The organism is Methylobacterium sp. WSM2598 (assembly GCF_000379105.1).
Taxonomy (GTDB): domain Bacteria; phylum Pseudomonadota; class Alphaproteobacteria; order Rhizobiales; family Beijerinckiaceae; genus Methylobacterium.
Map to the genome: position 1 here is coordinate 1,176,347 of NZ_KB900609.1, position 25,434 is coordinate 1,201,780.

Below are 25,434 nucleotides of genomic sequence, written 5' to 3' on the forward strand. Positions count from 1 at the left end.
GCACGGCTTCGGCGCGAAACTCAGGGGTGAAGCGCTTCTTCGGTTCTCGCATCGGGAACCTCCTCCCTCACGGAAAGAGCTCTCCACTTTCCCGAAGCAAGTCCAGTCTTCGCCGAAGCGGTGATGCTGGAGAACGGCACCGTCCGGCTGGAGTGCACCCTGTTTGACCGGACAGGTGGCGGGGTGGGTTTAGGCACTCTGGCTGAGGAACTCCCGGGGTGAGAGCATGTGTAGTGCGACAATCAGGGTGATTTGAGCGCGGCAATCAGGATGAGAGCGGCGGGCCCGTGAGGGCGTGCCGCGTCTGGTGATCGCGGCCGGTTGGTCGTGCGGAATGGGTCATCTCGCCTGAGAGGACCAATCCGCGTGCCCGGCCGCCACGTGACTGATCACCAGATGAGGCTTTTCATGCAGTACCGTCGGACCGACACGGTGGCGGTGGCCGCCGCCAAGGCATCCCTCAGCCCCGCCACCGGTTATCGGCTCGCCCGCGATCCGCGCCTCCCGTCCATGAAGAAGGGCGTGCGCGGCCGCCGCCGGCCCGATCCTCTGGGCGACCTCTTCGAGACCGAGGTCGTGCCCCTGATCCAGGCTGCGCCCGGCCTGAGACCGATCGCGATCTTCGAGGATATGCTGCGCCGCCATCCCGAACTCGGCGCGAACTCGGCGCCGGCATCCGCCGCACCCTCGAGCGGCGCATCCGCGCTTGGCGCGCCCTCTAAGGCGCCGAGCAGGATGTCATCTTCCGGCAGACCCACGAGCCGGGGCGGACCGGGCTCTCGGACTTCACCGAGATGGCCGATCTCGGCGTCACCGTAGCCGGTCAGCCTCTCGAGCACCGGCTCTACCACTTCCGGCTCGCCTACTCGGGCTTCGAGCACGCCCACGTCGTGCTCGGCGGCGAGAGCTTCGTGGCACTGGCCGAAGGCCTGCAGAACGCGCTCTGGTCCCTTGGCGGCGCCCCACGCGAGCACCGCACCGACAGCCTCTCGGCCGCCTTCCGCAACCTCGATCAGGCCGCCGAGGACGACCTGACCCAGCGCTACGAGGCGCTGTGTGCTCACTACGGCATGACGCCCACCCGCAGCAACGCCGGTCTCCCCCACAAGAACGGTGCGGTGGAGGGCCCGCATGGCCATCTCAAGCGCGCGATCACCTGACGGCGTTCGCCGAGACCCTCACCCACGATGACCACGTCGTGGTCGAGGCGACCGGCAACGCGAGTGCGGTCGCCGAGGTGATCCGGCCGCACGTGGGCCGGGTGGTGGTCGCCAACCCACGCCAGGCGCGGCTCATCGCCGAGGCACGCATCAAGACCGATGTCATCGACGCGACCGTGCTGGCGCGGCTCTATGCCAGCGGCTTCCTGCCGGAGGTCTGGATCCCGGACGAGGCGACGCTCGGTCTCCCGCGTCAGGTCACACGCCGCCTCCAGATCGTGCGGCAGCGGGCGCGGCTGAAAACGATCGTGTAGTCGATCCTGCACGCCCACCTCGTGCCACCCTGTCCCCGCGCCGACCTGCTCGGTCCGCGGGGCCGGGCCTGGCTGTTGGCGCAGCCGCTGCCGGCCGACGAGACCGACGCGGTTGCCCGGCACCTGCGCGAGCACGACCGGCTGACCGAGGATCTCAAGGTCGTCGAGCGCGAGCTGGCGCGCGAGGCCCGCGCCAACGCGAACGTCACCCGGCTGATGACGATCCCGGGCGTCGACCTGGTGGTCGCGGTTGGGCTGATCGCTGCGATCGGACCCGCGGCGCGCTTTGCCGGCCCGGATCGGCTCGTGGCCTATCTCGGCCTGAACCCGAGCGTGCATCAGTCCGGCTCCGGTAAGCCGCGGCACGGGCGCATCACCAAGCAGGGCCGCACCCACGCGCGTACCATGCTGGTCGAGGCTGCCTGGCAGGCGGTGCGCGGGCCGGGGCCGCTGCGCGGCTTCTTCCAGCGCGTGTCGGCCCGGCGCGGACCTCACGTCGCGGCGGTGGCGGTCGCGCGTAAGTTGGCGGTCATCATCTGGCACCTGCTCACGCGCGGCGAGGACTACGCCTGGGTGCGTCCAGCGCTTCACGCCAAGAAGTTGCGGGAGCTTGAGCTGCGTTCGGGTGAGCCGGCGCGACGTGGTCAGCGCGGACCCGCCTATGCCTACAACCTGACGCGGGTTCGCCAGGAGGAGCGGCGGCGCGTCGAGCAGGCTGAGGTGCCTACCGGCGCCTGACCGAGGGCTGGAGCCGACGGGGGCGGCGGGTACCCACGGGCGTCGCAAAGGAGGAGCGGCTGTGAGGACGGCGCGACTGGGCTTGTACCTCGAACCCAGCACTTCGTCACGCGGTCGCCCGTGGGCGGCAACAAAATAGCATGGATCGCCGCAAGGGGGCTGTTCAACCTCATCCGTCGTGCGCGGCGTATAGGGCCGCGTGGTGCGATGCGCGATCGTGTTATGCCGGCAGGCCGCCTCGAAGTCGTCCGCGGTGAAGCAGGAGCCGCGGTCGGTGAGCAGGTGCGTGACCCGAAACGGCAAGGCCGCGAGCGCCTCCTCCAGGAAGGTTACCGCTGAGGCGGCGGTCTCATCATTCTTGACGGCCAGATGCACGTATCGCGAGGCGCGGTCGATCGCGACATAGAGGTAGCGCTTGCGCGTGAGGCGGTCGCGATCCTGCAGCTTGGGCAGGTGCTTCACGTCCATGTGCACGAAACCGACCTCGTACTCCCTGAACGCGCTGTGCGGCTTGCGGGTGCGGTCAGCAGGCGGGAGGCGATTGAGGCCCTCGGCCTTGAGGATGCGGTAGACGGCATCGCGGTTCAGGTGGGGCAGGAAGGTGGCTGACGATGAAGGTGAGATCGTCGAGCGGGAAGCCGGTGGCGCGGCGGAGCGCGCACACGATGGCGCGCTCCTCCTCGCTGGCTTTCCAGGGCAGCTTGTGAGGCCGGGCGGAGCGGTCCTGACAGTCGTCGGGCCCGCGCTTGCGCCATTTGCGGATGGTCTCGGAGGAGACACCGTAGCGCTTGGCCAGGACGCCGGACGGCTCGCGTGACCGGGCAACCTCGGCGCGGACGGCTGGGGTGGTGCGGGCCTTGGGGTGGATTGCGAGCATCAGCGCGCCCTCCTGGCTGAGGAGCGCCGGTCTGGTTCGGACCGCCAGGCATGCTCCTCGATCGCCCAACGCACCTGGTCCCAACAACGTTCCGCCACCAAACAGCTAGACCGCGCTGAGGGCGCGGTAGGTTCCTTCTTTGACCGACCCGTCCAGGAGAGCGATCTTTTGATCGAGCAGCACGGCCAGAATATCGATTGCCGCAGCGCGTTCGTTATTGGCAAGCAGTGCGACCAAGCGCTTCACGTCCTCGATGATCGTCCCTTGGCCTTCGGTTCGTTCGAGACCGAGCTCACGAATATATCTTGTATGATCGCAAAACCGTTTATTAGCCCAGACAATTTCGTCATTGCCGGACATGCGCGCAATACTTCCATAGACCCTCTCAATGTACCGTGCACTGGACCGTCTTGTTTCGGTTTCTCCGGTGGATTCGGGTGCGTCGAACAGAGAGGACGGGTCGAGCCCTTCGCCCGCAAAGGGCGAAGCACCCGAGTTGATCGCATATTTCAGGAGAGCAAACTCCATATTATAGCGGTCCATGAAAATAGGGACCGTCATTGCTCTGGTAAAGTAGCCTACATTTGGAGTATGGTCGATGAGATTATCTTGATGAAGCTTGATAAGCGCGTCTCGGATAGGCGTTATACCGAGGGGGTGGTGCTGCCGGCGAAGCTCGTCAATTTTGAGCTTGCTGCGCGGAGCAATACGATTGTAGACGATTTTGTCCTTTATATCTGCATAAGCTCTTTCTGCGGCCGAGCCGTCTCGTGCGCTCATCTTGTCATCCACGCTGTTCGTGCACTTGACCCAACCGTCGCTGAAACCCGCTCGCGGGGACAGTTCGACGGGTTCGTAGACCAGTCCCGCTCTTCATCAGGCGACGGCGCACCGGCCGGGTCGGCGGGGTCCATCTTTTCGCGATCTGCGCAGGCCCTCGGCACCGGCGCCTCGTGAGCGGGGGCAGGACCGCACGACAGGCCGATGGCATTTCCGGCAGGCTTCGCACCTATCTTCGGTCATGGGAGGAGGCCCTCATTGGTGACGTTGGAAGCGTTATTCCTCTGAAAAAAAAAGAGCAACGGGCGTTGAAATTTTCTTTCAAACCATCATTTTTCGGCCATGGCAGAATGAAAGAATCTGTCAAACGGGAGAGCTAGGTGCCCCGCCCTACCATCGCCGATGTGGCCAAGGCCGCCAATGTCAGCGTGTCAACGGTCGATCGTGTCCTGAATCGCCGCCATCCCGTGCGGGAGGCAACCGCCGAGCGGGTGCAAGTTGCCGCCGAGGCCGTCGGCTATCATCTCGCTCCGACAATCCGTCACCGCCGCGAACAGGATCGGCCTGCCCGCACCCTTGGCTTCCTTCTCCTGCAGCAGCAAAGCGAGTTTTACGACACACTCGGGAAGGTGCTGCAGCAGGCAACGGCTGCCTCGACGATCATAAGGGGCCGATCGTTGGTGAAGTTCCGGGACTACCGGGAGGACCAGGTCGTCGAGGAACGCCTCCTCGAGCTTGGGCGGAAATGCGATGCCGTGGCGATCGTCGCCGCAGATCACCCCTATGTGACGCGGGCGATCGACATTCTGCACGCGGCAGGCGTGCCTGTATTCGCGCTCATTTCCGAGCTCACGGCGGCAAACCGTGCCGGCTACATAGGGCTGGACAACTCGATGGTCGGCGGCACCGCGGCCTGGTTCCTCTCCAACATGTGCAGGACGCCGGGAAAAATCGCCATCTATGTGGGGCACCATCGCTTCCAGAGCCAAGATGCCAGCGAAATGGGCTTCCGTTTGTACTTCCGCGAACATGCGAGCGAATTTCAATTGCTAGATCCCACGGTAACACTCGAGGATGACCTCTACGCCTATGAATGTACCGCGAGATTGTTACGGCAGGCGCAGGATCTGGTTGGCATTTACGTCGCCGGTGGCGGCATCACCGGCGTCATCCGAGCCTTGCGTGAGGACCGGAGCGCCTCGTCCCGAAACCTCGTTGTTATCGGACGGGATGTGACAGAAGAGACCTATGAAGCGCTCGTCGGAGGCGTGATCAATATTATCCTGTCGCATCCGATGAAATTGTTGGCTGACACGCTGGTCGGGGCGATGGCGCAGTCAACGATCAACAGCCAGATCAACAGATGCGTGCACCATCGCATCCATTTTGATATCTACACACAAGCGAATGCTATTCCTCTGTCTGAATCGCTGAAGCCATATAATCTAGGACTTCCATCTCGGCGGAACATACAACGGAACCCGACATAGAGGGGCGTATCGCTGCCGCCGTCAGATGAGCCAAGTGCGTCTTCGCGTGTCCGAAGCAGGGTGCCCGTCGGAGCCGAGATGACCGCATGCCTTGTGCAATCGTGCCCTCGACGCCGGCTCGCCGGGCGTACTCGGCTGCGAAGTCCGCAGTCTGTTCCCGCTCCGCCTGACCCGCAACGCCTCGTGTTGAGCTTCGGGGCGGATCGTGATCGCCCGGCGTGCCGACCTTGAGCGTGTGCAGTGCGGGCGCAGCGCGCAGACCCGGCAATCGCGGACCGCGAACTTGATATTGATCACCGGTGTCGTGCCGTGGACGAGCGTGGGCGTCCAGCTCTGGCTGTCCTTCCCGCCCAGACACGTTGCCCGCCGCTGAGCTAGGTCGATGGTAAAGTCCCGTGCGGCGAACCCACAGCCGGCCTGGGCCTGCCACCGCCGAAATCACCGAGCTATGCAGGAATTTGGGTGACGGAGGCGGTCAGGCGGCGCGGTGATCTGGGCTCGCGACGACCTCGGTCCCGTCCCGGAAAGTGACACCCGCCACCACCTTCGGCAACTGGTTCTCGCCCTTCAGCCGCCGCCAGGTCTTGGCGGCCGCCATCACCAGCTTGAACACCATCAGCTTGGCGGTCGTGGGCGAGAGCGCGCCCTTGGTCCGCACGGTGCGGTGTCGGACCGTGGCGAACACGCTCTCGATCGGGTTCGTGGTCCGAAGATGATCCCAGTGCTCGGCCGGCATGTCGTAGAACGCCAGCAGGGTGTCGCGGTCCTTCGTCAGGCACTCGCTCGCGCGGGCGTACTTGGTCCCGTACTTCTCAACGAAGACATCCATCGCCACCTCGGCCGCCGCTCGGGTGGACGCTCCGGAGATCTCGCGCAGGTCCGCCTTCATCGCCAGCTGGAGCGACTTCGGCACTTTGTTGAGGACGTTGGCGGTCTTGTGCTGCCAGCAGCGCTGATGGCGCGTGCCCGGGAACACCTCGTCGAGCGCCTTCCAGAAGCCCAGCGCCCCGTCGCCGACCGCGATCTTCGGCTCGATCGAGAGCCCGCGCCGCTTCACGTCCACCAGCAACTCCCGCCAGCTCTGGGCGCTCTCGCGCACCCCGACCTGGAAGCCGACCAGTTCCTTCTTGCCCTCCGGCGTGGCGCCGATCAGAACCAGCATGCACTCGGCCTGATCCTCCATCCGGGCCTGCAGGTAGACGCCGTCGGCCCAGACGTAGACGGAGTGACGGGCGGAGAGATCGCGGGCCTGCCAGCGAGCGTACTCGTCCGCCCAGCTCGCCGTCAGCCGAGAGATGACGGCCGGCGACAGGTTCGGGGCGTCCTTGCCCAGGAGGGCGGCGAGCGCTTCCTGGAAGTCGCCGGTGGAGATCCCGCGCAGGTAGAGGACCGGCAGCAGGGCATCCAGGCTGCGGGTGCGCCGCGCCCACTTCGGCAGGATCGTCGAGGAGAACCGGATCTGCTCCGCGGGGCTGCTCGCGCCGCGATCCCGGATGCGCACCCGCGCGACCGGCACTGGGCCGATGCCGGTCTGGATCTCGCGTTCCGGACCGTGCCCATGCCGCACGAGGCGGGCGCGTCCGTCCGGTAACCGCAGATCCTGCATGGCGGTGAGGAAGGCCTCGGCCTCGAGCTCGACGGCCTGCGCAAGCAGGCGGCGGGCGCCGGCGCGCAGCACCTCGGTCAGGGGATCGTCGATCTCCTCCGGCTGACGAAGCCGCACGATGTTGGTAGGGCTGTCCATGGCGTATCGCTCTCACTGAGAGGCTCTGGCAGGCTCGACACCCGCCTCGATACGCCGCCCTCACGCCCAGCGCGTCACCCAATCTCCCGCATAGCTCGCTGCCTGCTTGCATCGTCGCTATGGAGGCGTGCTGCGGCGCCCATCATCTCGGACGGTTGCTCGAAGCGCAGGGCCACACCGTCCGTTTGATGTCGCCGGAGTATGTTCGGCCCTACGTCAAAGCACAGAAGAATGACGACCGTGATGCCGAGGCCATCGCCGAGGCAGCCACGCGCCCGACCATGCGCTTCGTGCCTCTCAAGGCACAGGAGCAGCTCGACATGCAGAGCCTGCATCGGGTCCGATCGCGGCTGGTCGGCATGCGCACTGCTTGGGTTCAAGCGGTCGTCGCAACACCATCTTGCACGGCAGCCAGCACAGCGTCGAGCGCCTCTGCCGGCGTCTTCCAGTTCAGCGTCTTGCGCGGTCTGCTGTTGAGGGCTGCGGCCACAGCAGCAAGATCGTTCGCGCTGTGGGCGCTCAGATCCGTTCCTTTCGGGAAGTACGGTCGCAGTAACCCGTTCGTATTCTCGTTCGTCCCCCGCTGCCAGGGTGAGCGTGGATCGCAGAAGTAGACCTGCAGACCCGCGTCGATCCGCAAGCGCGCGTGCTCGGCCATCTCGGTACCCCTGGTCCCAGGTCAACGAGCGCCGCAGCTGCTCGGGCAAGCGCGCGATCGTGCCGGCGATCGCCTCGCGCACCGCCTGGGCCCGTGCCCCGCCAGCGCCGGGCCGTTCTTCGCACGCGGGTGTCACCCCATGGCCGTCCATCGGCGGAAGATGCAGCAGCATCGTAAAGCGCGTCGTGCGCTCGACCAGGGTCCCGATCGCCGAACTCTTCAGACCCAGGATCAGATCTCCTTCCCAGTGCCCCGGCACCGCGCGGTCCTCCACCTCGGGCGGACGCTCGCTGATGAGCACCTCGGGGGTGACGAACGACCTGCCTCGGCCCAGGCTGCGGGCCCGCGGCACACGCAAAGCCCGTCCTGTGCGAAGACACGCGGTCAGCTCACGCTTCAGCCCGCCCCGGCCCTGGATGTAGAGCGCCTGATAGATCGCCTCGTGACTGATGCGCATCGTCGTATCGCCCGGAAAGTCGAGCCGTAGGCGCTCGGCGATCTGCTGCGGACTCCAGGATCGACCCCATCGCCGGCTCTGGCGTCGCCCGTGCCGCCGTCCCTTCCAGGCAACGCTAGGGCCAGGCAGAGCGCTCCCCGCCCGGTGTCGCGACAGTTCCGGCGAGCCGCTCCTGCACGTACGTCCGCAGCGCTGCGTTCCCCGCCAGTTTTGCTGGCTTGGGCCGGCGTGCCGCGCGTTCAGCGTGCCACTGCGCGGTCGTGGCGCGATAGTCCAGGCCGCCACTGCGGGTCGCCGCATTGCGGCGCAATTCCCGCGAGATGGTCGACGCCGCCCGTCCCAGACGCCGAGCGACGTCCCGGACCCCGTGACCTTGCGCTTGTAGGATCGCGATCTCCTCCCGCTCAGCCAACGACAGGTAGCGCGCAGAAGGCGACTTGGATGATGGTGACAGGTGGGAAGGTGCCATTCCGCCTGCTGTCCGGAACCACCGCGAGCCGACCGGTGGCGAGATCCCGAGCTTCATCGCTGCGACCTCGCTGGAGAGACCCTGCGCGAGGAACGCCCAGACCCCCCGCCGCGTCTCGCGCAGACCGACCCCGGGACGACCCGGTGACCGCAGCTTCTCGCGAAGTGCCCGATCCGAACGCCGCCGACCTGCCATCACAACCGCCCTCCGCCAAGCCGTTGCGACGACCACTTGAATCCACCCAATACTTAGCTCTACGGTACACCGAGCGCCTGGCTGGAGCCGGCATCGAGCCGTCGGTCGGCAGCGTCGGCGACAGCTACGACAACGCCTTGGCGGAGACGATGAACGGCTTGTTCAAGGCGGAGGTGATCCATCGGCGCGGGCCGTGGCGCTCCTTCGAGGCGGTCGAGTACGCCACCTTGGAGTGGGTCGACTGGTACAACAACCGTCGCCTCCTCGCGCCGATCGGCAACGTCCCTCCCGCTGAGGCCGAAGCGCGCTATTATGCTCACGTCGGCGACCAAGCCTTGGCCGCCTGACCCAAGCCAATCAGCCTCCGAAAAACCCGGAGCGGTTCATACGGGACGAAGTACGCCCGCGCGAGCGAGTGCCTGACGAAGGACCGCGACACCCTGCTGGCGTTCTACGACATGCCGGCCGAGCACTGGGATCATCTTCGGACCACGAACCCGATCGAGAGCGTGTTCGCCACGGTCCGACACCGCACCGTGCGGACCAAGGGCGCGCTCTCGCCCACGACCGCCAAGCTGATGGTGTTCAAGCTGGTCATGGCCGCGGCGAAGACCTGGCGGCGGCTGAAGGGCGAGAACCAGTTGCCGAAGGTGGTGGCGGACGTCATCTTCCGGGACGGGACCGAGGTCGCCGCGGATCCAGATCACCGCGCCGCCTGACTGCCACCATCACCCAAATCCCCGCATAGCTCCTGGTCTGGCGGGAGCGCCACTTCTGCACGGTGGTCGGACTGATGCCGTAGCGCTTGGCGGCGGACCTTACGCTCTCTTGACGAGCTTGGATTGCCCGACGGATCGCCTCAGTCGTTGTGGCGCTGCCGTGGAGAACCTGTCCCATAGCGCGTCCCTCCATGCGGCAGCAGTTGTACCACCACACAGCGGGACCAAACATCTAACTGTGCCGCTCATGGCCAGGTTTGGCACCGCCCGGCTTGGCCCGCGCGCTGCTGCTTGCGATCCGTGGAGGGCGGCCTGGACGACGTGCGTGAGGTCTTGTCCGGGCGCTGCAGCCACAGCACGAGCTCGATCAGCTCCTGCCTGCTCAGGCGCTCCCACTCGCTGCGACCCACCCCACGACCGAGTCAGCGAAACCAACGCAGGCAATGGGCGTAGGCAATACCGATTTGTAGGCCGTGCGTGAAATATATATTTGGATATAGAATCGTTTATATTCTCGTTCTTACTAAAATATCCATCTGAACGATGGCGACATAATGTATAATATGGGCGACAATCTGCGATATGGAAGAAAATATATATCTACAACACCTTTCTTTGCGATACAAATAGACGTACATTCGACGTGAACCGTGAGTGATTCACCCGGAGCCCCTCCATGATTCCGAAGTTTGTGGGTATCTATGCAGATCATCGGATGACGAGCCTTCCATTAATTGACAGTTACTCCAAAAAATCTACGAAAATGTTATACGACTTCGCGGCAAACGGAATTCTTCTTGTCGCGACATGCTCGCGAGTTGAGTTCTATGGTGAGGAGAACGCACTCAGAAACATCCCTGGCGAGGTATTTACCAGCTTTCCATTCGACCGCATCGAAGGTGCGGCCGCCGTTGGGCGACGCCTCGCCGAGATTGTATCCGGCGCTCAATCCCGAATCCTCGGTGAGAGGAACATCATCCGGCAGCTTGAGGCCGCTTACAAACGTCGTGACCCAAATCTTCCAATCTTCCAGATCGCGCGGTGGGGGATTGACATTGGTCTGGTCGCACGCGAGAGACATCAGTTCACCGCATCATTCACCTACGATCATGATAGATCTGGAGCAATGTGATCATAGGGATCTCCTGGACGGAGGAGGCTATGACTGAGTTGTTCTGGCTGTCGGACGCGCGATGGCAGGCGATCGCCCCATTCATGCCCACCAACAAGCCCGGCGCCCGCCGCAAGGACGATCGGCGCATCAACTCGGGCGTCCTGCACGTGATCAAGAGCGGCTGTAGCTGGGCCGACTGCCCGGCCCAGTACGGCCCGTCGACCACGGTCTACAATCGCTTCAACTGGTGGTCGCGCCGGGGCTTCTGGAAAGCGACGCTGGCAGCCCTGGCCAGGGCCGGATGGTCCGGTGAGGCAGCAGCGCTGGATGCGACCTACGTCCGGGCCCAGCGTGCGGTCCATGACGGAAAAGGCGCGTGCGCAGGGCACCGGCCCATCACGTGGGGCCCGACAACCAAGATCCACGTCCTCACTGACGTGATCGACCGACCAGGGGTCATCCCTCTCACGCCTGGCAGCGCCGGCGGCGTGAGAACCGCGCCGGCTGTGCTGGCCGAGGGGCCCGGGAGGGTCCGCCGGCTTGTTGCCGGTAAGGACTACAATGCGGATTGGTTGCGGCGCGAACTACGCGAGCAGGGCACGGCCCTGATCGGTCCGGGCAGCCGGGCCCGCAAGCGCAAGATCTATCCCGACGAGCATCGCCATCGGTAGCGCTGGAGGTGAAGGCCGTCTTCTGCCGGCTGAAAGACTTTCGCAGCATCGCGACCCGCTACGGCAAGCGCGCCCGCAACTTCGCCTCCGTCCTTGCCTTGGCCGCCGTCATCGCCTTCTGGTGCTGGTTGAGTCTGGGCCCTAACCCTACGAGCAGAACTACTCCCGTCCACAGTAACCCGCCCAAACAACGTCGGCTAGAGAAATCGCATCCATCGGTAGAGCGATTTAGAACGACCTCGCCCAGGCGCAGACAATTTACTCCGGATAACAGATCGCTGCCAAAAGCATAGGTGATTCATGACAACGTGTACAGTAAGATGGCTTAGCAGATATGACGTTCTTGCGGCAGCGTTGCCGCTTGCCTCGGCGTTGAATGTTGTCGAAGCTACGCTGCGTGAGCATGGTAACGGCGCATTCGAAAACCCACCGAAAATCGGTGTTCACCCTCAAACTGATGCGTTCATCCACGCCATGGCGGGCTGGCTGCCGATGCAGAAGCGTGGGGGCGTTAAATGGGTCGCAGGCTATTCCAGAAACTTCAAGCGCGGCTTACCGAATATTACTGGCCTAATGATTCTAAATGACCCGGAAACTGGTCTACCCATCTGCGTCATGGATGCATCTTACATAACTGCTATACGCACGAGCGCCGCGTCGGCTATCACCAGCAAGTATCTCGCGCCTAACAACGTGGATAGGATTGCAGTCATTGGCGCTGGTCTGCAGGGGCTTTATCATGTGAAGCTGATGTCGCTGATCCACCCCTTGGCTGAGTTCCAGGTGGTAGATATCAATCCCGGTGCCGTGGACCACCTGGCCAAACAAGTCTCGGCAGAGGCACGCGTCGTCCACGTTCGAGAGGCGGAGAGCGCGATACGCGCCGCCGATGTCGTCGTGACTGCGACGAGCAGATTAGAGGAAGTCGTGTTCAAATTCGGCTGGACGAAGAAAGCTAGTCTGGTGCTCCCCATCCATTTTCGAGGATGGTCCCAAGATATCACGACGGCATCGGACGCTTTGTTCACGGATGATGTGGGGCAATTCACAAATTTCATGAGCGCGACAGGCTCGCCGTATAAGGATTTGTCGCGTTTGCGAGGCTCCGTGAGTAGTGTTGTCGTGGGAAATCTGACTGGCCGGTCAAGAAACTCCGAGCGCATAGCGGTATTCAATCTTGGCTTGGCGATTCATGATGTTGCTATCGCCGCCGAGATCCTATCGCTTGCGGAGCGGCAGAACATAGGAACAGTCGTAGACTACTAGAACGTGCGATGACCTTAAAGCGAGCTGAGCGATCTACCTCAACATGAGACAGACGAAGGCGACCACGCGGGATCCTGCCAGAGTGGAGGCATATCTCTCATAATCCTTGACCAGACGGCGACAACGGGTGGCCCAGGCAAACGAGCGCTCGGCCACCCAGCGCCGCGGCGGCGGCACGAAGCCCCGCTTGGCCTCCGGCAGGCGCACCATCTCCGAGGCGCGCCCTGCGCCTTGGCCGCTGCGACCAGCTCGGGGCCGCTGTAGCCCTGGTCAACGAAGGCCACCTCGATGCTCCCGTCCGTCTGGCGGGACGCTGGCCGCAAAGTTGGACAGGAAGCGGTCGATGGCTTGCGTGCAAACGCGCGGCAGCACGAGGGCGAAGTCCTCGCCGGTCCATGGCGGCCTCCTGGTGCACAGGAAGCAGGCCAGCACAGACGTGCGTCACGACCAACTCACGCTCGAGTCAACGCCAAAGCGCGGCGGTATGACAGTAGCCCCGCACTAGGTCACCGAGCAGGCTTGCTGCCACTGTCGTTTTTGAGACTGTGAGCCCCGAGGCGGCGATGGCATCGACTGTGTCGCGGACCCGGGTGCGCGCGGAGCCGCGCGCCCGGATCCATGCCGCCACCGCTTCTGGGCCGGCGCCGATGTCTGCAATCACCTCCGTCGTCAGCTTGCGGTGGGCGCTCGCGATCCCCGTCACCGCTCGCTCCAAAGCGACCCGGTCGAATGTGTCAGCGACAGCCACTGTCCGCGCCGCGGCGGCAAGTTGGTCGAGGCGGAAGGCGTGCTCTAGAGCGAAGTGAGTCGCTGCCACCTCCTCAACCGGCCGGCCGCTAACCTCGGCGACGCGCACAATGTCGGGAGCCGAGACCATCGCAGTGAGCGAGGCGAGCCGCCTGGCTTGCGCCGGCGCCATGCCCGCCCCGGTCAGCTCCGCCACCCTTGCCTCGATTGCTGCCCACGCCCCCTCGCCGAGCACCTTGGGCAAGGTGGTCAGCCCCCCTTGAAGTGGTCCGCCCTGAAGTATGGCTTGTGAGCCAGGAGGACGGACGAGATGGCGAAGCGACCCAAGCCCGAGGAGATTGTTGCCAAGCTGCGGCAGGTGGATGTGCTGGTCTCGCAGGGGCAGAGCGTGGCCGACGCGATCCGCGCGATCGGCGTGACAGAGGTCACGTACTATCGCTGGCGGCGTGAGTTTGGCGGGCTGAAGTCCGACCAGGTGCGCCGGCTGAAGGAGCTGGAGACCGAGAACCAGCGCCTGCGCAAGGCGATCGCCGACCTCACGCTCGACAAGCTGATCCTGCAGGAGGCGGCCCGGGGAAACTTCTGAGCCCCGCGCGCCGACGCGTCTGCATCGAGCATGTGATGGACGTCCTACACGTCTCCGAGCGCCGAGCTTGCCGCGCGCTCGGCCAGCACCGCTCGACGCAGCGCAAGGTGCCGCGGGGGAGAGACGACGAGGCGGCGCTCCTGGCTGACTTGATCGCGTTGGCGCGCCGGTATGGCCGCTACGGCTACCGCAAGATCGCGGCCCTGCTGCGGGCAGCCGGCTGGCTGGTCAACGACAAGCGGGTGGAACGGCTGTGGCGGCAGGAGGGGCTGAAGGTGCCGGCCCGCCAGCCCAAGAAGGGCCGGCTATGGGACGGGGATGGCTCCTGTGTCCGGCTGCGGCCCGAGCACCGCGATCACGTCTGGTCCTACGACTTCGTCGAGGCGCGCACGCATGACGGGCGCAAGTTCCGCATGCTGAACGTCATCGACGAGTTCACCCGCGAGTGCCTGGCGATCCAGGTGGCGCGCAAGCTCAAGGCGGCGGACGTGATTGATGTGCTCTCCGACCTGTTCATCCTGCGGGGCGTTCCCGCGCACGTTCGTTCTGACAATGGGCCTGAGTTCATCGCCAAATCTGTACAGAAGTGGATCACTGCCGTGGGTGCGAAGACCGCCTACATCACCCCAGGCTCGCCGTGGGAGAACGGCTACATCGAGAGCTTCAACGCGAGACTGCGGGACGAGTTGCTGAACGGGGAGGTCTTCTACTCGCTGCGGGAGGCGCAGACCCTGATCGAGAGCTGGAGGAGACACTACAATGGCGTACGGCCGCACGCCTCCCTGGGCTACCGCCCACCGGCCCCGGAGGTGTTCGTGCCCGCCCTGACCGATTGGCCGGCTGCGCTCGCCCGACCGGCTCCGCCGGCCAAGCTACCCGTGGTGGATAGGCCGACGGTCCACTAACATTCCAACCGGACCACCCCGTGGGGGCTGATCAATCGAGCCTCGAGATGGTTGGCTGCGAGCAGAGCGCCGCCGCATCGGGCAGGCGGTCGAGGGCGAGCTTGAAGGCGGGATCGTGCCGCAGGGCGGTGGCATCGTTGCCGTCCTCGTAGCCGGCCGCGATCATCAGCAGGCGGAAGCGGATGATGTCGGCGCGGCTGTGCCGGACCTGCTCTGGCGCTCGCGGGTCATCGAGGCAGGCGGCCAAGCGATCGGCGACGCCGAGGCGGCGCTCGATCTCTTTCAGCGCCAGCACGCCGCCATCGGAGGAGAGCCGCCCGCCATCGAAGCGGGCGACCAGGGGTTTGCCGCAGACCGCTGACAGGCGGGGCAGCGGCGGGGTATGGTCAACCTTGGCGGGCATGGTCTCCGCGAGCGGCTGGTTTTGCGTGTCGCAGCCGAAATCTATGGCCGATCAGCGGCTTGCGCCATGCCCGTCACCCCGCGTGAATAATCCGGGCTAGGACCCGCTGATTAAGAGTCAGCCGCTCTGGAACGTTGGACGGCCAAGCTGCCTCGCGGTGATACGGCGAGGCCGAACAGCGGTATCGGAACATCAGGTGAGGAGGGCGCGCAGTTAGCCCCTATCCTGCCGCCCCCCAGCGCTGACCAAAGCGGTCCAGGTCTGGCGCCCAGAGCTGCGGCTGTGAGCAAACCTGTCATGGCTGCCACGCCTCCAGGCCGGTATCGAGCTGCGCTCGTCCTTGCTGCTGGGCGAGTCCCCCCCGCGGCTACGAAGCTGCGGCGGTTTATCCGAGGACGTCCAGTGCGAGCCAGTGCAATCCGCTTGAGAATGTGGGGCACTTTGAGGGCTGCTGAATCCAGCTGAGCCAAAAACATCTTAATTTACATGTCATTAGCAAGCATTCTTGGCGGAGAGGGAGGAAGCGATGCGCGCGCGCGAGATCATGACCACGCAGGTGACGTGCGGGCGGGCCGACCTCTCGCTCGAACTGGCGGCCGCCCTGATGCTGGAGAAGCGGATCAGCGGCCTGCCGATCCTCGACGCGGCGGGCCGCCTCGTCGGCATCGTGACCGAGGGCGACCTGGTGGCGCGCCGGGAGATCGGCACCGCGCGCCCGCATCCCGCCTGGATCCGCTACCTGCTCAGCCCGGGCCGGCTGGCCGCCGCCTATGCCCGGGAATGCGGGCACCGGGTGGGCGACGCGATGACCCGCGAGGTCGTCACCGCCTCGCCCGAGACACCCCTCGACGACATCGTCGGGCTGATGGCGCGCCGGCGCATCCGGCGCGTGCCGATCGTCGAGGACGGGCGGCTCGTCGGGATCGTGACCCGGGCGGATCTCCTGCGCGCCCTGCACGACGCCCTGCGGGCCGCCCGCGAGGCGCCGCCCCGGGAGGACGCGGCGATCCGCACCGACGTGGAGGCGGCCTGCCTGGATGCGGGCGTGATCCCGCTGGAGTTGATCGACGTCGCGGTGGAGGACGGCGCCGTCACCCTGCGCGGGGCGCTGACCGACGAGCGCCAGCGGCCGGCGATCCGCGCCGCCGCCGAGGGCGTGCCCGGGGTGCGCGTCGTCCACGACCACCTCACCCTCGTCGACCCGCTCTCGGGCCTCGCGCGGATCGCCCTGGGGGACGAGCCGGAGGGCGAGGCGCGGACCCGCTGAGCGGCGCGCCCGCGCCGTCCACAGCGCGTGCGGGGCGCTTGCGAAGGCGTTGCCGCGCCCGGCCCGATACCGCGGGTTTCGGTAAGACTCCGTTAGGCGGACGGCGCGGATGCCGGGCGGTGCCGGGCCTGTCCCGGCCCGTGATGCCGTTGCGCGGAGGTCGCGATGCCCGATCCCACCCTGGTGCTCCTGGAACTCGTCGCCGACCTGGCCGACCTGCGCCGGCAACTCGCCGAGGCGCAGGACCACTGCGTCGAGATGGCGGTCGATGCCGGCTACCTGCACGAGGAGATCCGCCACCTGCGGCGCGCCCTCGCGGCCGCGCGGCGCGAGAAGGAGGCGCTCCAGGCGCGGCTCGCCCCGCTCGGGCGCGGGCGGGCGGCCGCGTAGGAGTAATCCGGGATCCGGTCGATCACGGCGGATCCCGGATCACGCGCCCGCGCGGCGCCTGAGCGAAGCCCGAAGCCGCCGTCCCGAAGGGATCAAGCGGATGGGGGATGAGGCGTCAGGCCGCGAGGCAGGCCCGAGCCACCCGCCAATAATTCCCACCCAGGATGCCGACGGTCTCGTCGGGCGTGAAGCGCCGCAGGAGGTGGGCGGCGAGATCCGGGAGTCGCGCGCCGCAGTCCGGCAGGGCGCTCGGCCCCACCAGTCCCATCATGTCCGAGCCGAGCCCGACATGGGCGGGACCGACCACCTCCGCCACGCGGGCGATGCCCTCCGCCAGCGCCGCCAGGTCCTGAAACACGCGCGCCGGCGGCCAGATGCCGACGACCCCGCCCGTCCCGGCCACGATCCGGGCATGCTCCGGCGTGATGCGGCGCGTCGGATCCATCGCCAGCGAGGCGTGCGACGGAACGAGGGGCTTGCGGGCGACCTCGGCCGCCCGGCGCACGAGGCTCCCGGTCCCATGCGCCACATCGACGATCACGCCGAGCGCCTCGCAATGGCGGATCACTTCCGCGCCGAAGGCGGTCAGGCCGCCGTGGACGGGCGGCTCGGTCTGGATGTCCCCGAGGGCATCGACCCGGTCATGCGTGAGCTGCAGGTGGCGCAGGGCCGCACGGCGATAGGCCTCCTCCAGGCGGCCGAGTTCGCCTTCCAGGAAATCCGCCCCTCCGGCCGCCACCAGAATCGCGGAGCGCGGGCGCGCGCGGCGGCGAGATCGGGGCCATCGCGGAGCCGAGGGACGTGCCGCCTCTTCTGGAGGACCTTATGAATTGAGGACAGGTGTTGTGCGGGCCATAACAGCCTCTCGGCGCCGCCGCATCCGAGTGCAAGACGATTCTCGTCTGCGCAGCGGCGAAATATTCGGACATCCTCGCTAGGCATTGGGGAAGCCGGCCCGACATGCGACTGCGGGTTTCCGGCAGGACGCAGCCGATTCCTCGCACGGGCGATGGCCCCCTTCCCTGGCCGGCCCCGCGCGGGCGCCCTCCCCTCACGCCGCCGCGCGGGCGACGCGGCGCAGGGCCTGGGGCGGCTGGCCGAAGGCGCGCAGGAAGGCTCGGCGCATCCGCTCGGGATCGGAGAAGCCCGCCTCGCGGGCGACCGTCTCGACCGGGTGGCGCGTCTGCTCCAGCATCAGCCGCGCCGCCTCGACGCGCAGCTGCTCCACGGCCTTGGCGGGCGACTGGCCGGTCTCGGCCCGGAAGGCGCGGCTGAACTGGCGGGGGCTCAGCGCCGCCGCCTCGGCGAGCTGCTCGACGGTGAGGTCGCGCCGAAGGTTGCGGCGCGCGAAGGTCAGGGCGGCCTGGATCCGGTCGGATTTCGGCGCGAGGTCGAGCAGCTCCGAATGCTGCGTCTGGCCGCCGGCCCGGCGGTGATACATCACCAGCTTGCGCGCCACCGAGCGGGCGATCTCGGCGCCGAGATCCTTCTCCACCATCGCCAGGGCGAGGTCGACGCCCGCCGTCATGCCGGCGGAGGTCCAGACCGGCCCGTCGACGATGAAGATGCGGTCCTCCTCCACCCGCACGGCGGGGAACCGGGCCTGGAGCGTGCGGGCGAAGAGCCAGTGCGTCGTCGCGCGCCGCCCGTCGAGGAGACCCGCCTGCGCGAGCACGAAGGCGCCGGTGCAGATCGCGCCGAGGCGGCGCACCTCCGGCAGGCGGGTCGCGACCCAGGCCAGCAGGCCCGTGCTCGGCCGCGGCAGGTCGACGCCGCCGCCGACCAGCAGCGTGTCGAAGGCCTCGTCCCGCATCGGGCGGCTGCTCACCTCCAGGCCGGTCGAGCTCGGCACCGGGCCGCCCGCCTCGGAGACGGTCGCGAGGTCGTAGACCCGCTCCCCGGCGCAGAGATTGGCGAACTCGAACACCGAGCCCGCCGCCAGGCTCATCATCTGGAAGCCCGGGAAAATCACGAAGCCGACCCGCACGACGCTGCCTCCGCCCCGTCCCGAAACGAGGGATATACGACATATGAGACGCGCGCCAGGGGGCGTATTCCTCGGCTCACCGGAACGCGGCCCCGCGCCGCCCGCCACGGAGCAGATCCATGACCCTCTCGTCCCTCGGCACCGCCCTCGTCACCGGCGCCTCCTCGGGGATCGGCGCGATCTACGCCGACCGCCTCGCCGCCCGCGGCCACGACCTCGTCCTGGTGGCGCGCAACCGGGCCAAGCTCGCCGACCTCGCCGCCGGACTCGCCGACCGCACCGGCCGCTCGGTGGAGGTGGTGGCGGCCGATCTCGGCGACCGGACCGACCTGCGCGCGGTGGAGCGGCTCGCCGCCAGCGACGCGAGCCTGACGATGCTCGTCAACAATGCGGGCATCGGCGCCACCGCGCCGCTCCTCGCCTCGGACGTCGACGCGATGGAGAGGCTGATCGACCTCGACGTGACCGCGCTGATGCGCCTGACCTACGCGGCGGCGCCGGCCTTCGCGGCGCGCGGCCGCGGCACGATCGTGAACATCGCCTCGAGCGTCGCGATCGGGCCGGAGGTGCTGAACGGCGTCTACGGCGGCGCCAAGGCCTTCGTCCTCGCCTTCAGCCAGTCCCTGCACCACGAACTCGCCGGCAAGGGCCTGCGCGTCCAGGCCGTGCTGCCCGGCGCCACCGCGACCGCGTTCTGGGGCCTCGCGGGCGTGCCGGTCGAGCACCTGCCGGGCGAGATCGTGATGCGCGCCGCCGACTTGGTCGATGCCGCCCTGGCCGGCCTCGACGCGGGCGAAGTGGTCACCATCCCGTCCCTGCCCGACGCCGCCCAGTGGCAGGCCTACGAGGCGGCCCGGCAGGCCCTGCTGCCGAACCTGTCCCGCGCGGAGCCGGCGGCGCGCTACCGGGTCGGCGCGGCCCGGGCCTGACCCCCCTCCCCGCCCGGCCCGCCCGAGCCGGCCTCAGGGCGCCCGCGGCAGGTCCACCACGAACCGGCTGCCCCCGGCCTCCGCGCCCTCGCAGAGGGCGAGGCCGCCGTGGCGCTGCGCGATCTGCCGCACGAGCGAGAGGCCGAGGCCCCAGCCGCCCGCCTCCTCCCGGCGTCCCCGCGGGCGGTAGAAGGGCTCGAAGACCCGCTCGCGCTCGGCGGCCGGGATGCCGGGGCCGTGATCGCTCACCACGAGCCGGGCGCGCGCGCCCGACGGCTCGGCCCGCACCCGGACCGGCGGCGCCCCGTGGGCGGCGCCGTTCTCCAGGAGGTTGCGCAGCAGGCGCCGCAGCAGGACCGGGTCGCCCCGCACGCTCACCGGCACCCCCTCGACCTCCGCCCCGACCCGGGCCGCCTCCTCGGCGGCGAGGCCGAGCAGGTCCACGGTCTCGCGCCGGTCGAGCCCGGCCTCGGCGTGGTCGAGGCGGCTCGACAGCAGGATCTCGTCCACCAGGGTGTCGAGTTCGCCGAGGTTGCGCACGATCTCGGCCCGGGCCGCCTCGGGCCGGCCGGCCCAGAGATCGACCGCCATCCGCAACCGCGCCAGCGGCGAGCGCAGCTCGTGGCTGGCATTGGCGAGGAGGCGGCGCTGCGCGGCGAGCAGCGCGTCGACCCGGCCCGCCGCGAGGTTGAAGGTGCGGGCCACCGCCGCGACCTCGTCGCCGCCGCCCTCGTCGACCCGCGCGCGCAGGTCGCCCTCCCCCCAACGGGCCACCCCGGCGCGCAGCCGCTCGAGCCGCCGGGTCAGCCGCGCCGTGACCGGGAAGGCCGCGAGGGCCACGAAGGCCGCGACCAGCAGGGTCAGGGTGGCGATGCGGGCGATCCGCGTGCTCGGCGAGGGATGGATGCTGACCAGGAGGGTCCGCCCGTCCGGCAGCGCGGAGCGCAGCACCCAGCGCACCGGCGGCCCGGTCGCCTCCCCGCCGAGCAGGACGGCGCGGGTCCCGCGCGCCGCGAGCAAGGCGCCGCCGCGGTCGTAGAGCGCCGCGTCCGCCCCGAACAGCCCGCTGAGGCGCCGCACCGCCGGCTCGGCCTCGGCGGGAGGACCCGCGAGGGCCACGGCCTCGTGGGCGATGTGGGTCTCCAGCGCCTCCCAGCGCTTGTGGGGCGATTCGCCGAGCATCCACCACAGGCCCGCCATGGCGATGGCAGCCCCGACCAGGCTCGCCAGCAGGGTCAGGTAGATCTTCCAGAACAGGCGCCGCCGGACCGACCTCACCGCTCGGCATCCTGCTCGCGGGCGAAGACGTAGCCGGCGCCCCGGATGGTGAGGAGGCGGCGCGGGTGGCGGGGATCGTCCTCGATCAGCGCCCGCAGGCGCGAGACGTGCACGTCGATGGAGCGGTCGAAGGCGTCGAGATCCTCGCCCTTGACGAGGTCCATCAGCCGCTCGCGGCTGAGCACCCGCCCGGCATGGGTCGCGAAGGCGAGGAGGAGGTCGAACTGGTGGCTGGTGAGCCGCCGCTCCACCCCGTCGAGCCGCACGACCCGGGATCCGGGATCGATCTGCAGCCGCCCGAAATCGAGCCGGGCCTCCTGCGGGGCGCGCTGGCGCCGCAGCAGGGCGCGGATGCGCGCGAGCAGCTCGCGCGGGTTGAAGGGCTTGGGCAGGTAATCGTCGGCCCCGATCTCCAGGCCGATGATGCGGTCGGTGTCCTCGCCCTTGGCGGTCAGCATCAGGATCGGCACCCGCGAGTGGGTGCGGATCTGGCGGCAGAGCTCGAAGCCGTCGCCGTCCGGCAGCATCACGTCGAGGATCACGGCGTCGAAGCGCTCGCGCCGGAGGGCGTCGTGGCCCTCCCGCGCCGTGGGCTGGCAGGCGACCGCGTAGCCCTCGGCCGAGAGGTACTCCGCCACCATCGCGGCGAGGCGCCGGTCGTCGTCGATGAGGAGCAGTCTCTCGGCCATGGCGGTCGCGCCTCCGTCAGTTCCTCTCGGGCCCGGCTCCGCCGGGCTGCGGGCCGGCTCCGCCGGGCTGCGGGCCGGCTCCGCCGAACTGGGGCCAGCCCGGCCCGCGCTCGGGACGCCCGCCCTCCCCGCCCCAGGGATGCCGCCAGCGGCCGAAGCCGCGATGCTGCTCCATGGCGCTGGCGACGCGGTCGACGAGCTTGGCGCGCTGCTCGGCGCTGACCTGCCCGGCGGCGTCCACGAGCGCCCCGGCGATGATCTTGGAGCGCGCATCGAGGCTGCGCACCATCTCGGCGCGCAGGGCCTCGATGGCGGCCCGGTCGACGGTCGGGGCCTTCAGGAGGTCCGCGAGCCGCCGGCGCATCTCCTCGTGCGTGGGCCCCTCCTTCATCAGCGCGGCCGAGGCCGAGGCGATGATGTCGTGGATGCGGTTCTCCTGGTCCGAGGTCGCCCCGACCGAGTCGAGCGCGCGCCGGGCCATGAACTGCAGGCGCGCGAGGCGCTGGCCGGGATCCCGGAAGCCGAAGCCGTCCGGGGCGCCGCCCATCGCGACGGCGAGGCCGGCCGTGCCACCGGCGAGCAGGAGGCCGAGGGCCAGGGCGGTCCGGCGCAGGATCCGCCGCCGCGGGGCCGGCGCCTGCGCGGCGGGGCCGTTCATCGCACCGTTGCTCATCGTGGTGTCTCCCTTGACGCGAAGCGCGTCGTCAGGCCGGACCATGACGCGGGCAGGTTTCGCCTCTCGCGGCCGCATGTAAAGTTTTGTGAACGCGGCGCCGCGGCGCGGGGCGGCGTCCCGCGCCTCCCCGATGCCGGGCCGCGCCCGGATCGCGGGCGGCGGGTGCCCGCGTTATCCTTCGCGTTATCCTTAATGCGGGCCGGGGCGCCCGGATGTGGGCCGGAGCGCCCGCCGGGAGCGCGGGCGCGGCTCATCCCGAATCCGGTTGGTCTCCTCGGGATGACGGATAGTGGGCTTCGCTCACGCGCCGCGCGGGCGCGTGATCCGGGATGCACTTCGATCGACCGGATCCCGGATCAGCTTCTGGACCGGCGGTAGGCGGCCAGGATCTCGGGAAGCTGGTCCAGGATGTAGTCCGCGAGGCCCGGCTCAAGGCGCTCGTCGAAGGAGACCGCGACGCGGTCGGCGCCGCGCTCGACGCGGGCGAGCCTGCGGCCCTGCGGGTCCGTCCAGACCTGGGGCCGCCCGCCCCGCGCCGGCAGCGCCGCGACCGCGGCCAGGATCGCGGCGAAGCGCTGGTCGGTCGACTTCGCCCGGAAGGCCGGATCGGCGAGCAGGGCCGAGAGGGCGGCGCGGTCCGCCGTCCGGATTCCTTCGGCGAGCAGCATCCAGCGCGGCCGACCGGCGGCCGGGGCCGGGCCGATCGCCGCCAGGATGTCCTCCGGCACCGTGCGGGCGACCGAGATCAGGGTCGAGAGGTCGCCCTTGCCGACCCCCATCGCCGCCGTGATCGTGTCGCGCGGGAAGCCGTGCTCCTCCAGCCGCCGGGCGAAGAAGGCCCGCTCGATGTAGCTCAGGTCGCGCCGCTCCAGGTTCTCCTTGCCCTGGGCGATGACGAGTTCGGCATCGGTGAGCGGCCGGATCACGGCCCGCACCGGCCGGGCCAGGATCTGCGCCGCCCGCACGCGGCGGCGCCCGTAGGCGATCTGGTAGCGGCCGGCGCTGACCGGGTGCGGCCGCACCAGGACCGGCACCTGCTGGCCGCTCTCGCGCACGCTCTCGACGAGGCTCGCGAGGCTCGGGTCGGTCGGGTCGGCGACCCGGTCGGCGATGAAGGAGGCGTCGATCAGCCCGGGCTCGATCTCGACCACGGCCGAGCCGGCTTCGAGGCTCGCGGCGGCGTCGGCCTGGGCGGCCAGCCCCCGCAGGGTCTGGCTCATCGCCCCGATGGCGCCGCTGCGGCGCCGCGGCGCGGCCGGCGGGTTTGCAGCTGCAAACTCGGTCCCGTCCGGGGTCTGGTTTGCAGCTGCAAACCCGTCCGGCTCGGGCGAGGGCGCGGGCAGGGGCGCCGGCAAGTGCACGGGCTTGTGCACGGGCTTGGCGGCGAACAGCGCGTCGAGGTTCGATTTCCGGCTCATGCGCGCCCCCAGGCCCGGCGGATCAGCCCCTCGATCTCGCCGTTCACCGCCTCCAGGGACTCGAGCGCCCGGTCGTAGGTCGAGCGGGTGACGCCCTCGCGGCCGATCTCGTACAGGGTCTGCTTCGACAGGCCCGCATCCGAGATGGCCGAGGATTTGAGCATCGGCGCGGTCAGCACCGCGTCCTCGAAGAGCGTCCGCAGCATGCCGACGATCCGGGTCTGCGGCGCGTCCTGCTGCTCGTAGCGGGTGACGAGGTAGCGCAGCCAATCGTATTGCAGGCGCCCGCCATGCTCCGCGACGACGCCGAGCAGGTCCTCGGTCATGGCCAGGAACTGGCTCATCGAGGCGACGTCGAGCATCTGCGGATGGACGGTGATCAGCAGGGCGGAGGCGGCGCAGAGGGCCGACAGGGTCAGGTAGCCGAGCTGCGGCGGGCAGTCGATCACCACGACGTCGTAGCGCTCCTCCACCGACTCGATCGCCTGCGCGACCCGGTCGAAGAACAGCGGCTCGCCGGGCCGGCGCAGGCCGAGCGCGCGCGGCGTCTCGTGCTCGAACTCCATCAGTTCGAGGTTGGCCGGCACGAGGTCGAGGCCGGTGAAGTAGGTCGGCCGGATGATCGCCTCGAGGGGGCGGCGGGCGGCATCGTACCGGATGGCGCCGAACAGCGTCTCGCTCTCGCCCACCTCCAGCTCCGGCTGCACCCCGAGCAGGGCCGAGAGGCTCGCCTGCGGGTCGAGGTCCAGGGCGAGCACGCGGTAGCCCTTGAGCACGAGGTGCTGGGCGAGGTGGGCCGAGGTCGTGGTCTTGCCCGAGCCGCCCTTGAAGTTGGCGACCGCGACGACCTGGAGCGGGTCGCCCTCGCCGCGGCGCGGCTGGTAGCGCCGGCCGGCCCGGGCCTGCTCGTCCAGGTAGGCGCGAAGCCCGTGAATGTCCGCGAGGCTGTAGGAGCGCCGCCCGGTCGGCGAGACCTCGGGCTGGGGGCCGAGCCCCTCGGCGGCGAGCTGCTGCAGGCGCGAGACCGTGATGCCGATGATGCGGGCGACCTCGGCCGAGGTGAAGCGGCGCAGCGTCTTGGCCGAGAGCGGCGGGAACAGGCCCGAGGAGATCGCCTGGAGCTGGGCGCGCAGCACGGCCGCGTGCGCGCCGATCATCGCGCTGGGCGAGATCGGCAGCGGCGGCGCCGGGATCGCGGTGGCGGCCTGGTTCATGTTTTCACGCCCCGTTTGCAGAAAAACCGCCGAATCGGCGCCAAGACTGCAAACTTTCCGAAACGGCTCCGATTCGCAATCGCCCGCGAGGCGTCGCGGCGCGGCGACGCAAGCCTCGCGCAAGCTTGCGGGGGAGGGGAGGGGAGCCCGCGACGGCGCAGGGGCGTCGGCGGGCGGGTCGCGCGCCCCGGCGGGGATCAGTGGCCCGCGGGATTAGAGCATTTTCCGACGAAGTGGATGCCGGTTCGTCGCAGACAATGCGGCAAGATCAAAGATTGAGAGCGGCACCCGGT

At 68.5% G+C, this 25,434-nt stretch carries 17 protein-coding genes and 13 pseudogenes; 13 read left to right on the plus strand and 17 right to left on the minus strand.

Annotated features, from left to right (window positions below; genetic code table 11):
* Positions 1-366 precede the first annotated feature (366 nt).
* Together istA and MET2598_RS36005 are read left to right on the plus strand one after the other, a co-directional pair.
* Positions 367-1,154, plus strand: a pseudogene (gene istA / locus MET2598_RS36000) (IS21 family transposase); the annotation flags it as partial.
* A pseudogene (locus tag MET2598_RS36005) lies at positions 1,148-2,277 on the plus strand (IS110 family transposase); the annotation flags it as partial. The pseudogenes istA and MET2598_RS36005, both read left to right, overlap by 7 nt.
* 28 nt (positions 2,278-2,305) lie before the next feature.
* Here MET2598_RS36005 and MET2598_RS38650 read toward each other — a convergent pair.
* Together MET2598_RS38650 and MET2598_RS38655 are read right to left on the minus strand one after the other, a co-directional pair.
* Positions 2,306-3,089, minus strand: a pseudogene (locus MET2598_RS38650) (DDE-type integrase/transposase/recombinase); the annotation flags it as partial.
* Between the two features lie 105 nt (positions 3,090-3,194).
* A complete protein-coding gene (locus MET2598_RS38655) occupies positions 3,195-3,869 on the minus strand; it encodes a GntR family transcriptional regulator (RefSeq protein WP_084673768.1) in 675 nt (224 codons plus the stop codon).
* 380 nt (positions 3,870-4,249) lie between these two features.
* Between MET2598_RS38655 and MET2598_RS0105705 the strand changes: the two genes are divergently transcribed.
* On the plus strand, positions 4,250-5,359 hold the full coding sequence (locus MET2598_RS0105705) for a LacI family DNA-binding transcriptional regulator (RefSeq protein ID WP_026190535.1): 1,110 nt from the start codon (positions 4,250-4,252) through the stop codon (positions 5,357-5,359).
* 10 nt (positions 5,360-5,369) lie between these two features.
* Here the strand turns inward: MET2598_RS0105705 and MET2598_RS38660 are convergent.
* Positions 5,370-5,794, minus strand: a pseudogene (locus MET2598_RS38660) (transposase); the annotation flags it as partial.
* A 40-nt stretch (positions 5,795-5,834) separates the two neighbouring features.
* Positions 5,835-7,103, minus strand: a complete 1,269-nt coding sequence (locus tag MET2598_RS0105710) for an IS256 family transposase (protein ID WP_018260166.1) — start codon at positions 7,101-7,103, stop codon at positions 5,835-5,837.
* A 92-nt stretch (positions 7,104-7,195) separates the two neighbouring features.
* Between MET2598_RS0105710 and MET2598_RS38665 the strand changes: the two are divergent.
* Positions 7,196-7,474 (plus strand): annotated as a pseudogene (locus tag MET2598_RS38665) (IS110 family transposase); the annotation flags it as partial.
* 5 nt (positions 7,475-7,479) lie between these two features.
* On the opposite strand, the pseudogene MET2598_RS38670 reads toward MET2598_RS38665, so the two are convergent.
* A pseudogene (locus MET2598_RS38670) lies at positions 7,480-8,882 on the minus strand (IS30 family transposase).
* A gap of 44 nt (positions 8,883-8,926) precedes the next feature.
* Here MET2598_RS38670 and MET2598_RS0105720 point away from each other — a divergent pair.
* Positions 8,927-9,229 (plus strand): annotated as a pseudogene (locus tag MET2598_RS0105720) (integrase core domain-containing protein); the annotation flags it as partial.
* Between the two features lie 39 nt (positions 9,230-9,268).
* Positions 9,269-9,601: pseudogene (locus MET2598_RS0105725) on the plus strand (transposase); the annotation flags it as partial.
* On the opposite strand, the pseudogene MET2598_RS40750 reads toward MET2598_RS0105725, so the two are convergent.
* Positions 9,573-9,779 (minus strand): annotated as a pseudogene (locus MET2598_RS40750) (helix-turn-helix domain-containing protein); the annotation flags it as partial. The pseudogenes MET2598_RS0105725 and MET2598_RS40750 sit on opposite strands and share 29 nt — an antisense overlap.
* A gap of 57 nt (positions 9,780-9,836) precedes the next feature.
* A pseudogene (locus MET2598_RS40755) lies at positions 9,837-10,011 on the minus strand (IS66 family transposase); the annotation flags it as partial.
* A 266-nt stretch (positions 10,012-10,277) separates the two neighbouring features.
* Between MET2598_RS40755 and MET2598_RS38680 the strand changes: the two are divergent.
* The 3 genes and pseudogenes from MET2598_RS38680 (at position 10,278) to MET2598_RS38690 (ending at position 12,652) form a co-directional block, all read left to right on the plus strand.
* Positions 10,278-10,733: a hypothetical protein gene (locus MET2598_RS38680; protein ID WP_084673772.1), complete on the plus strand. Its 456-nt coding sequence runs from the start codon at positions 10,278-10,280 to the stop codon at positions 10,731-10,733.
* Between the two features lie 29 nt (positions 10,734-10,762).
* Positions 10,763-11,511, plus strand: a pseudogene (locus tag MET2598_RS38685) (IS5 family transposase); the annotation flags it as partial.
* 175 nt (positions 11,512-11,686) lie between these two features.
* Positions 11,687-12,652, plus strand: a complete 966-nt coding sequence (locus tag MET2598_RS38690; protein ID WP_084673773.1) for an ornithine cyclodeaminase family protein — start codon at positions 11,687-11,689, stop codon at positions 12,650-12,652.
* A 33-nt stretch (positions 12,653-12,685) separates the two neighbouring features.
* Here the strand turns inward: MET2598_RS38690 and MET2598_RS38695 are convergent.
* Positions 12,686-12,957 (minus strand): annotated as a pseudogene (locus MET2598_RS38695) (transposase); the annotation flags it as partial.
* A 158-nt stretch (positions 12,958-13,115) separates the two neighbouring features.
* Positions 13,116-13,634, minus strand: coding sequence for an NAD-glutamate dehydrogenase domain-containing protein (locus MET2598_RS0105735; RefSeq protein ID WP_026190537.1), 519 nt, complete (start codon positions 13,632-13,634; stop codon positions 13,116-13,118).
* A gap of 75 nt (positions 13,635-13,709) precedes the next feature.
* On the opposite strand from MET2598_RS0105735, the gene MET2598_RS0105745 reads away from it, so the two are divergent.
* A protein-coding gene (locus MET2598_RS0105745) for an IS3 family transposase (RefSeq protein WP_085984590.1) occupies positions 13,710-14,890 on the plus strand; the annotation gives its coding sequence in 2 pieces (ribosomal slippage) (positions 13,710-13,971 and positions 13,971-14,890; 1,182 coding nt in all).
* Between the two features lie 34 nt (positions 14,891-14,924).
* On the opposite strand, the pseudogene MET2598_RS0105750 reads toward MET2598_RS0105745, so the two are convergent.
* A pseudogene (locus MET2598_RS0105750) lies at positions 14,925-15,293 on the minus strand (transposase); the annotation flags it as partial.
* Positions 15,294-15,819: 526 nt separating this feature from the next.
* Between MET2598_RS0105750 and MET2598_RS0105755 the strand changes: the two are divergent.
* Both MET2598_RS0105755 and MET2598_RS0105760 read left to right on the plus strand, forming a co-directional pair.
* Positions 15,820-16,560: a CBS domain-containing protein gene (locus MET2598_RS0105755; protein WP_012333350.1), complete on the plus strand. Its 741-nt coding sequence runs from the start codon at positions 15,820-15,822 to the stop codon at positions 16,558-16,560.
* 165 nt (positions 16,561-16,725) lie between these two features.
* Positions 16,726-16,950, plus strand: coding sequence for a hypothetical protein (locus MET2598_RS0105760; RefSeq protein ID WP_012333349.1), 225 nt, complete (start codon positions 16,726-16,728; stop codon positions 16,948-16,950).
* 115 nt (positions 16,951-17,065) lie between these two features.
* Here MET2598_RS0105760 and MET2598_RS0105765 read toward each other — a convergent pair whose 3' ends face one another.
* On the minus strand, positions 17,066-17,689 hold the full coding sequence (locus tag MET2598_RS0105765; protein WP_018260175.1) for a dipeptidase: 624 nt from the start codon (positions 17,687-17,689) through the stop codon (positions 17,066-17,068).
* Positions 17,690-18,001: 312 nt separating this feature from the next.
* Entirely contained in the window at positions 18,002-18,901 is a 900-nt protein-coding gene (locus MET2598_RS0105770) for a GlxA family transcriptional regulator (protein ID WP_051086565.1), read from the minus strand.
* Between the two features lie 155 nt (positions 18,902-19,056).
* Here MET2598_RS0105770 and MET2598_RS0105775 point away from each other — a divergent pair, with 155 nt between their 5' ends.
* Positions 19,057-19,866, plus strand: coding sequence for an SDR family NAD(P)-dependent oxidoreductase (locus MET2598_RS0105775; protein WP_012333346.1), 810 nt, complete (start codon positions 19,057-19,059; stop codon positions 19,864-19,866).
* A 33-nt stretch (positions 19,867-19,899) separates the two neighbouring features.
* On the opposite strand, the gene MET2598_RS0105780 is transcribed toward MET2598_RS0105775, so the two are convergent.
* The 5 genes from MET2598_RS0105780 to repA all read right to left on the minus strand — a co-directional run bounded on the left by MET2598_RS0105780 (position 19,900) and on the right by repA (position 25,141).
* On the minus strand, positions 19,900-21,144 hold the full coding sequence (locus MET2598_RS0105780) for a sensor histidine kinase (protein WP_012333345.1): 1,245 nt from the start codon (positions 21,142-21,144) through the stop codon (positions 19,900-19,902).
* Complete coding sequence (locus MET2598_RS0105785) at positions 21,141-21,833, minus strand: response regulator (protein ID WP_012333344.1); 693 nt, start codon at positions 21,831-21,833, stop codon at positions 21,141-21,143. The genes MET2598_RS0105780 and MET2598_RS0105785 overlap by 4 nt, the downstream gene beginning before the upstream one ends.
* Positions 21,834-21,849: 16 nt before the next feature.
* Positions 21,850-22,506, minus strand: coding sequence for a Spy/CpxP family protein refolding chaperone (locus MET2598_RS0105790; protein WP_018260177.1), 657 nt, complete (start codon positions 22,504-22,506; stop codon positions 21,850-21,852).
* Positions 22,507-22,865: 359 nt separating this feature from the next.
* Entirely contained in the window at positions 22,866-23,927 is a 1,062-nt protein-coding gene (repB, locus tag MET2598_RS0105795; protein WP_018260178.1) for a plasmid partitioning protein RepB, read from the minus strand.
* Positions 23,924-25,141: a plasmid partitioning protein RepA gene (repA, locus tag MET2598_RS0105800; protein WP_012333341.1), complete on the minus strand. Its 1,218-nt coding sequence runs from the start codon at positions 25,139-25,141 to the stop codon at positions 23,924-23,926. Before repA ends, repB begins: the two co-directional genes overlap by 4 nt.
* Between the last annotated feature and the right edge of the window lie 293 nt (positions 25,142-25,434).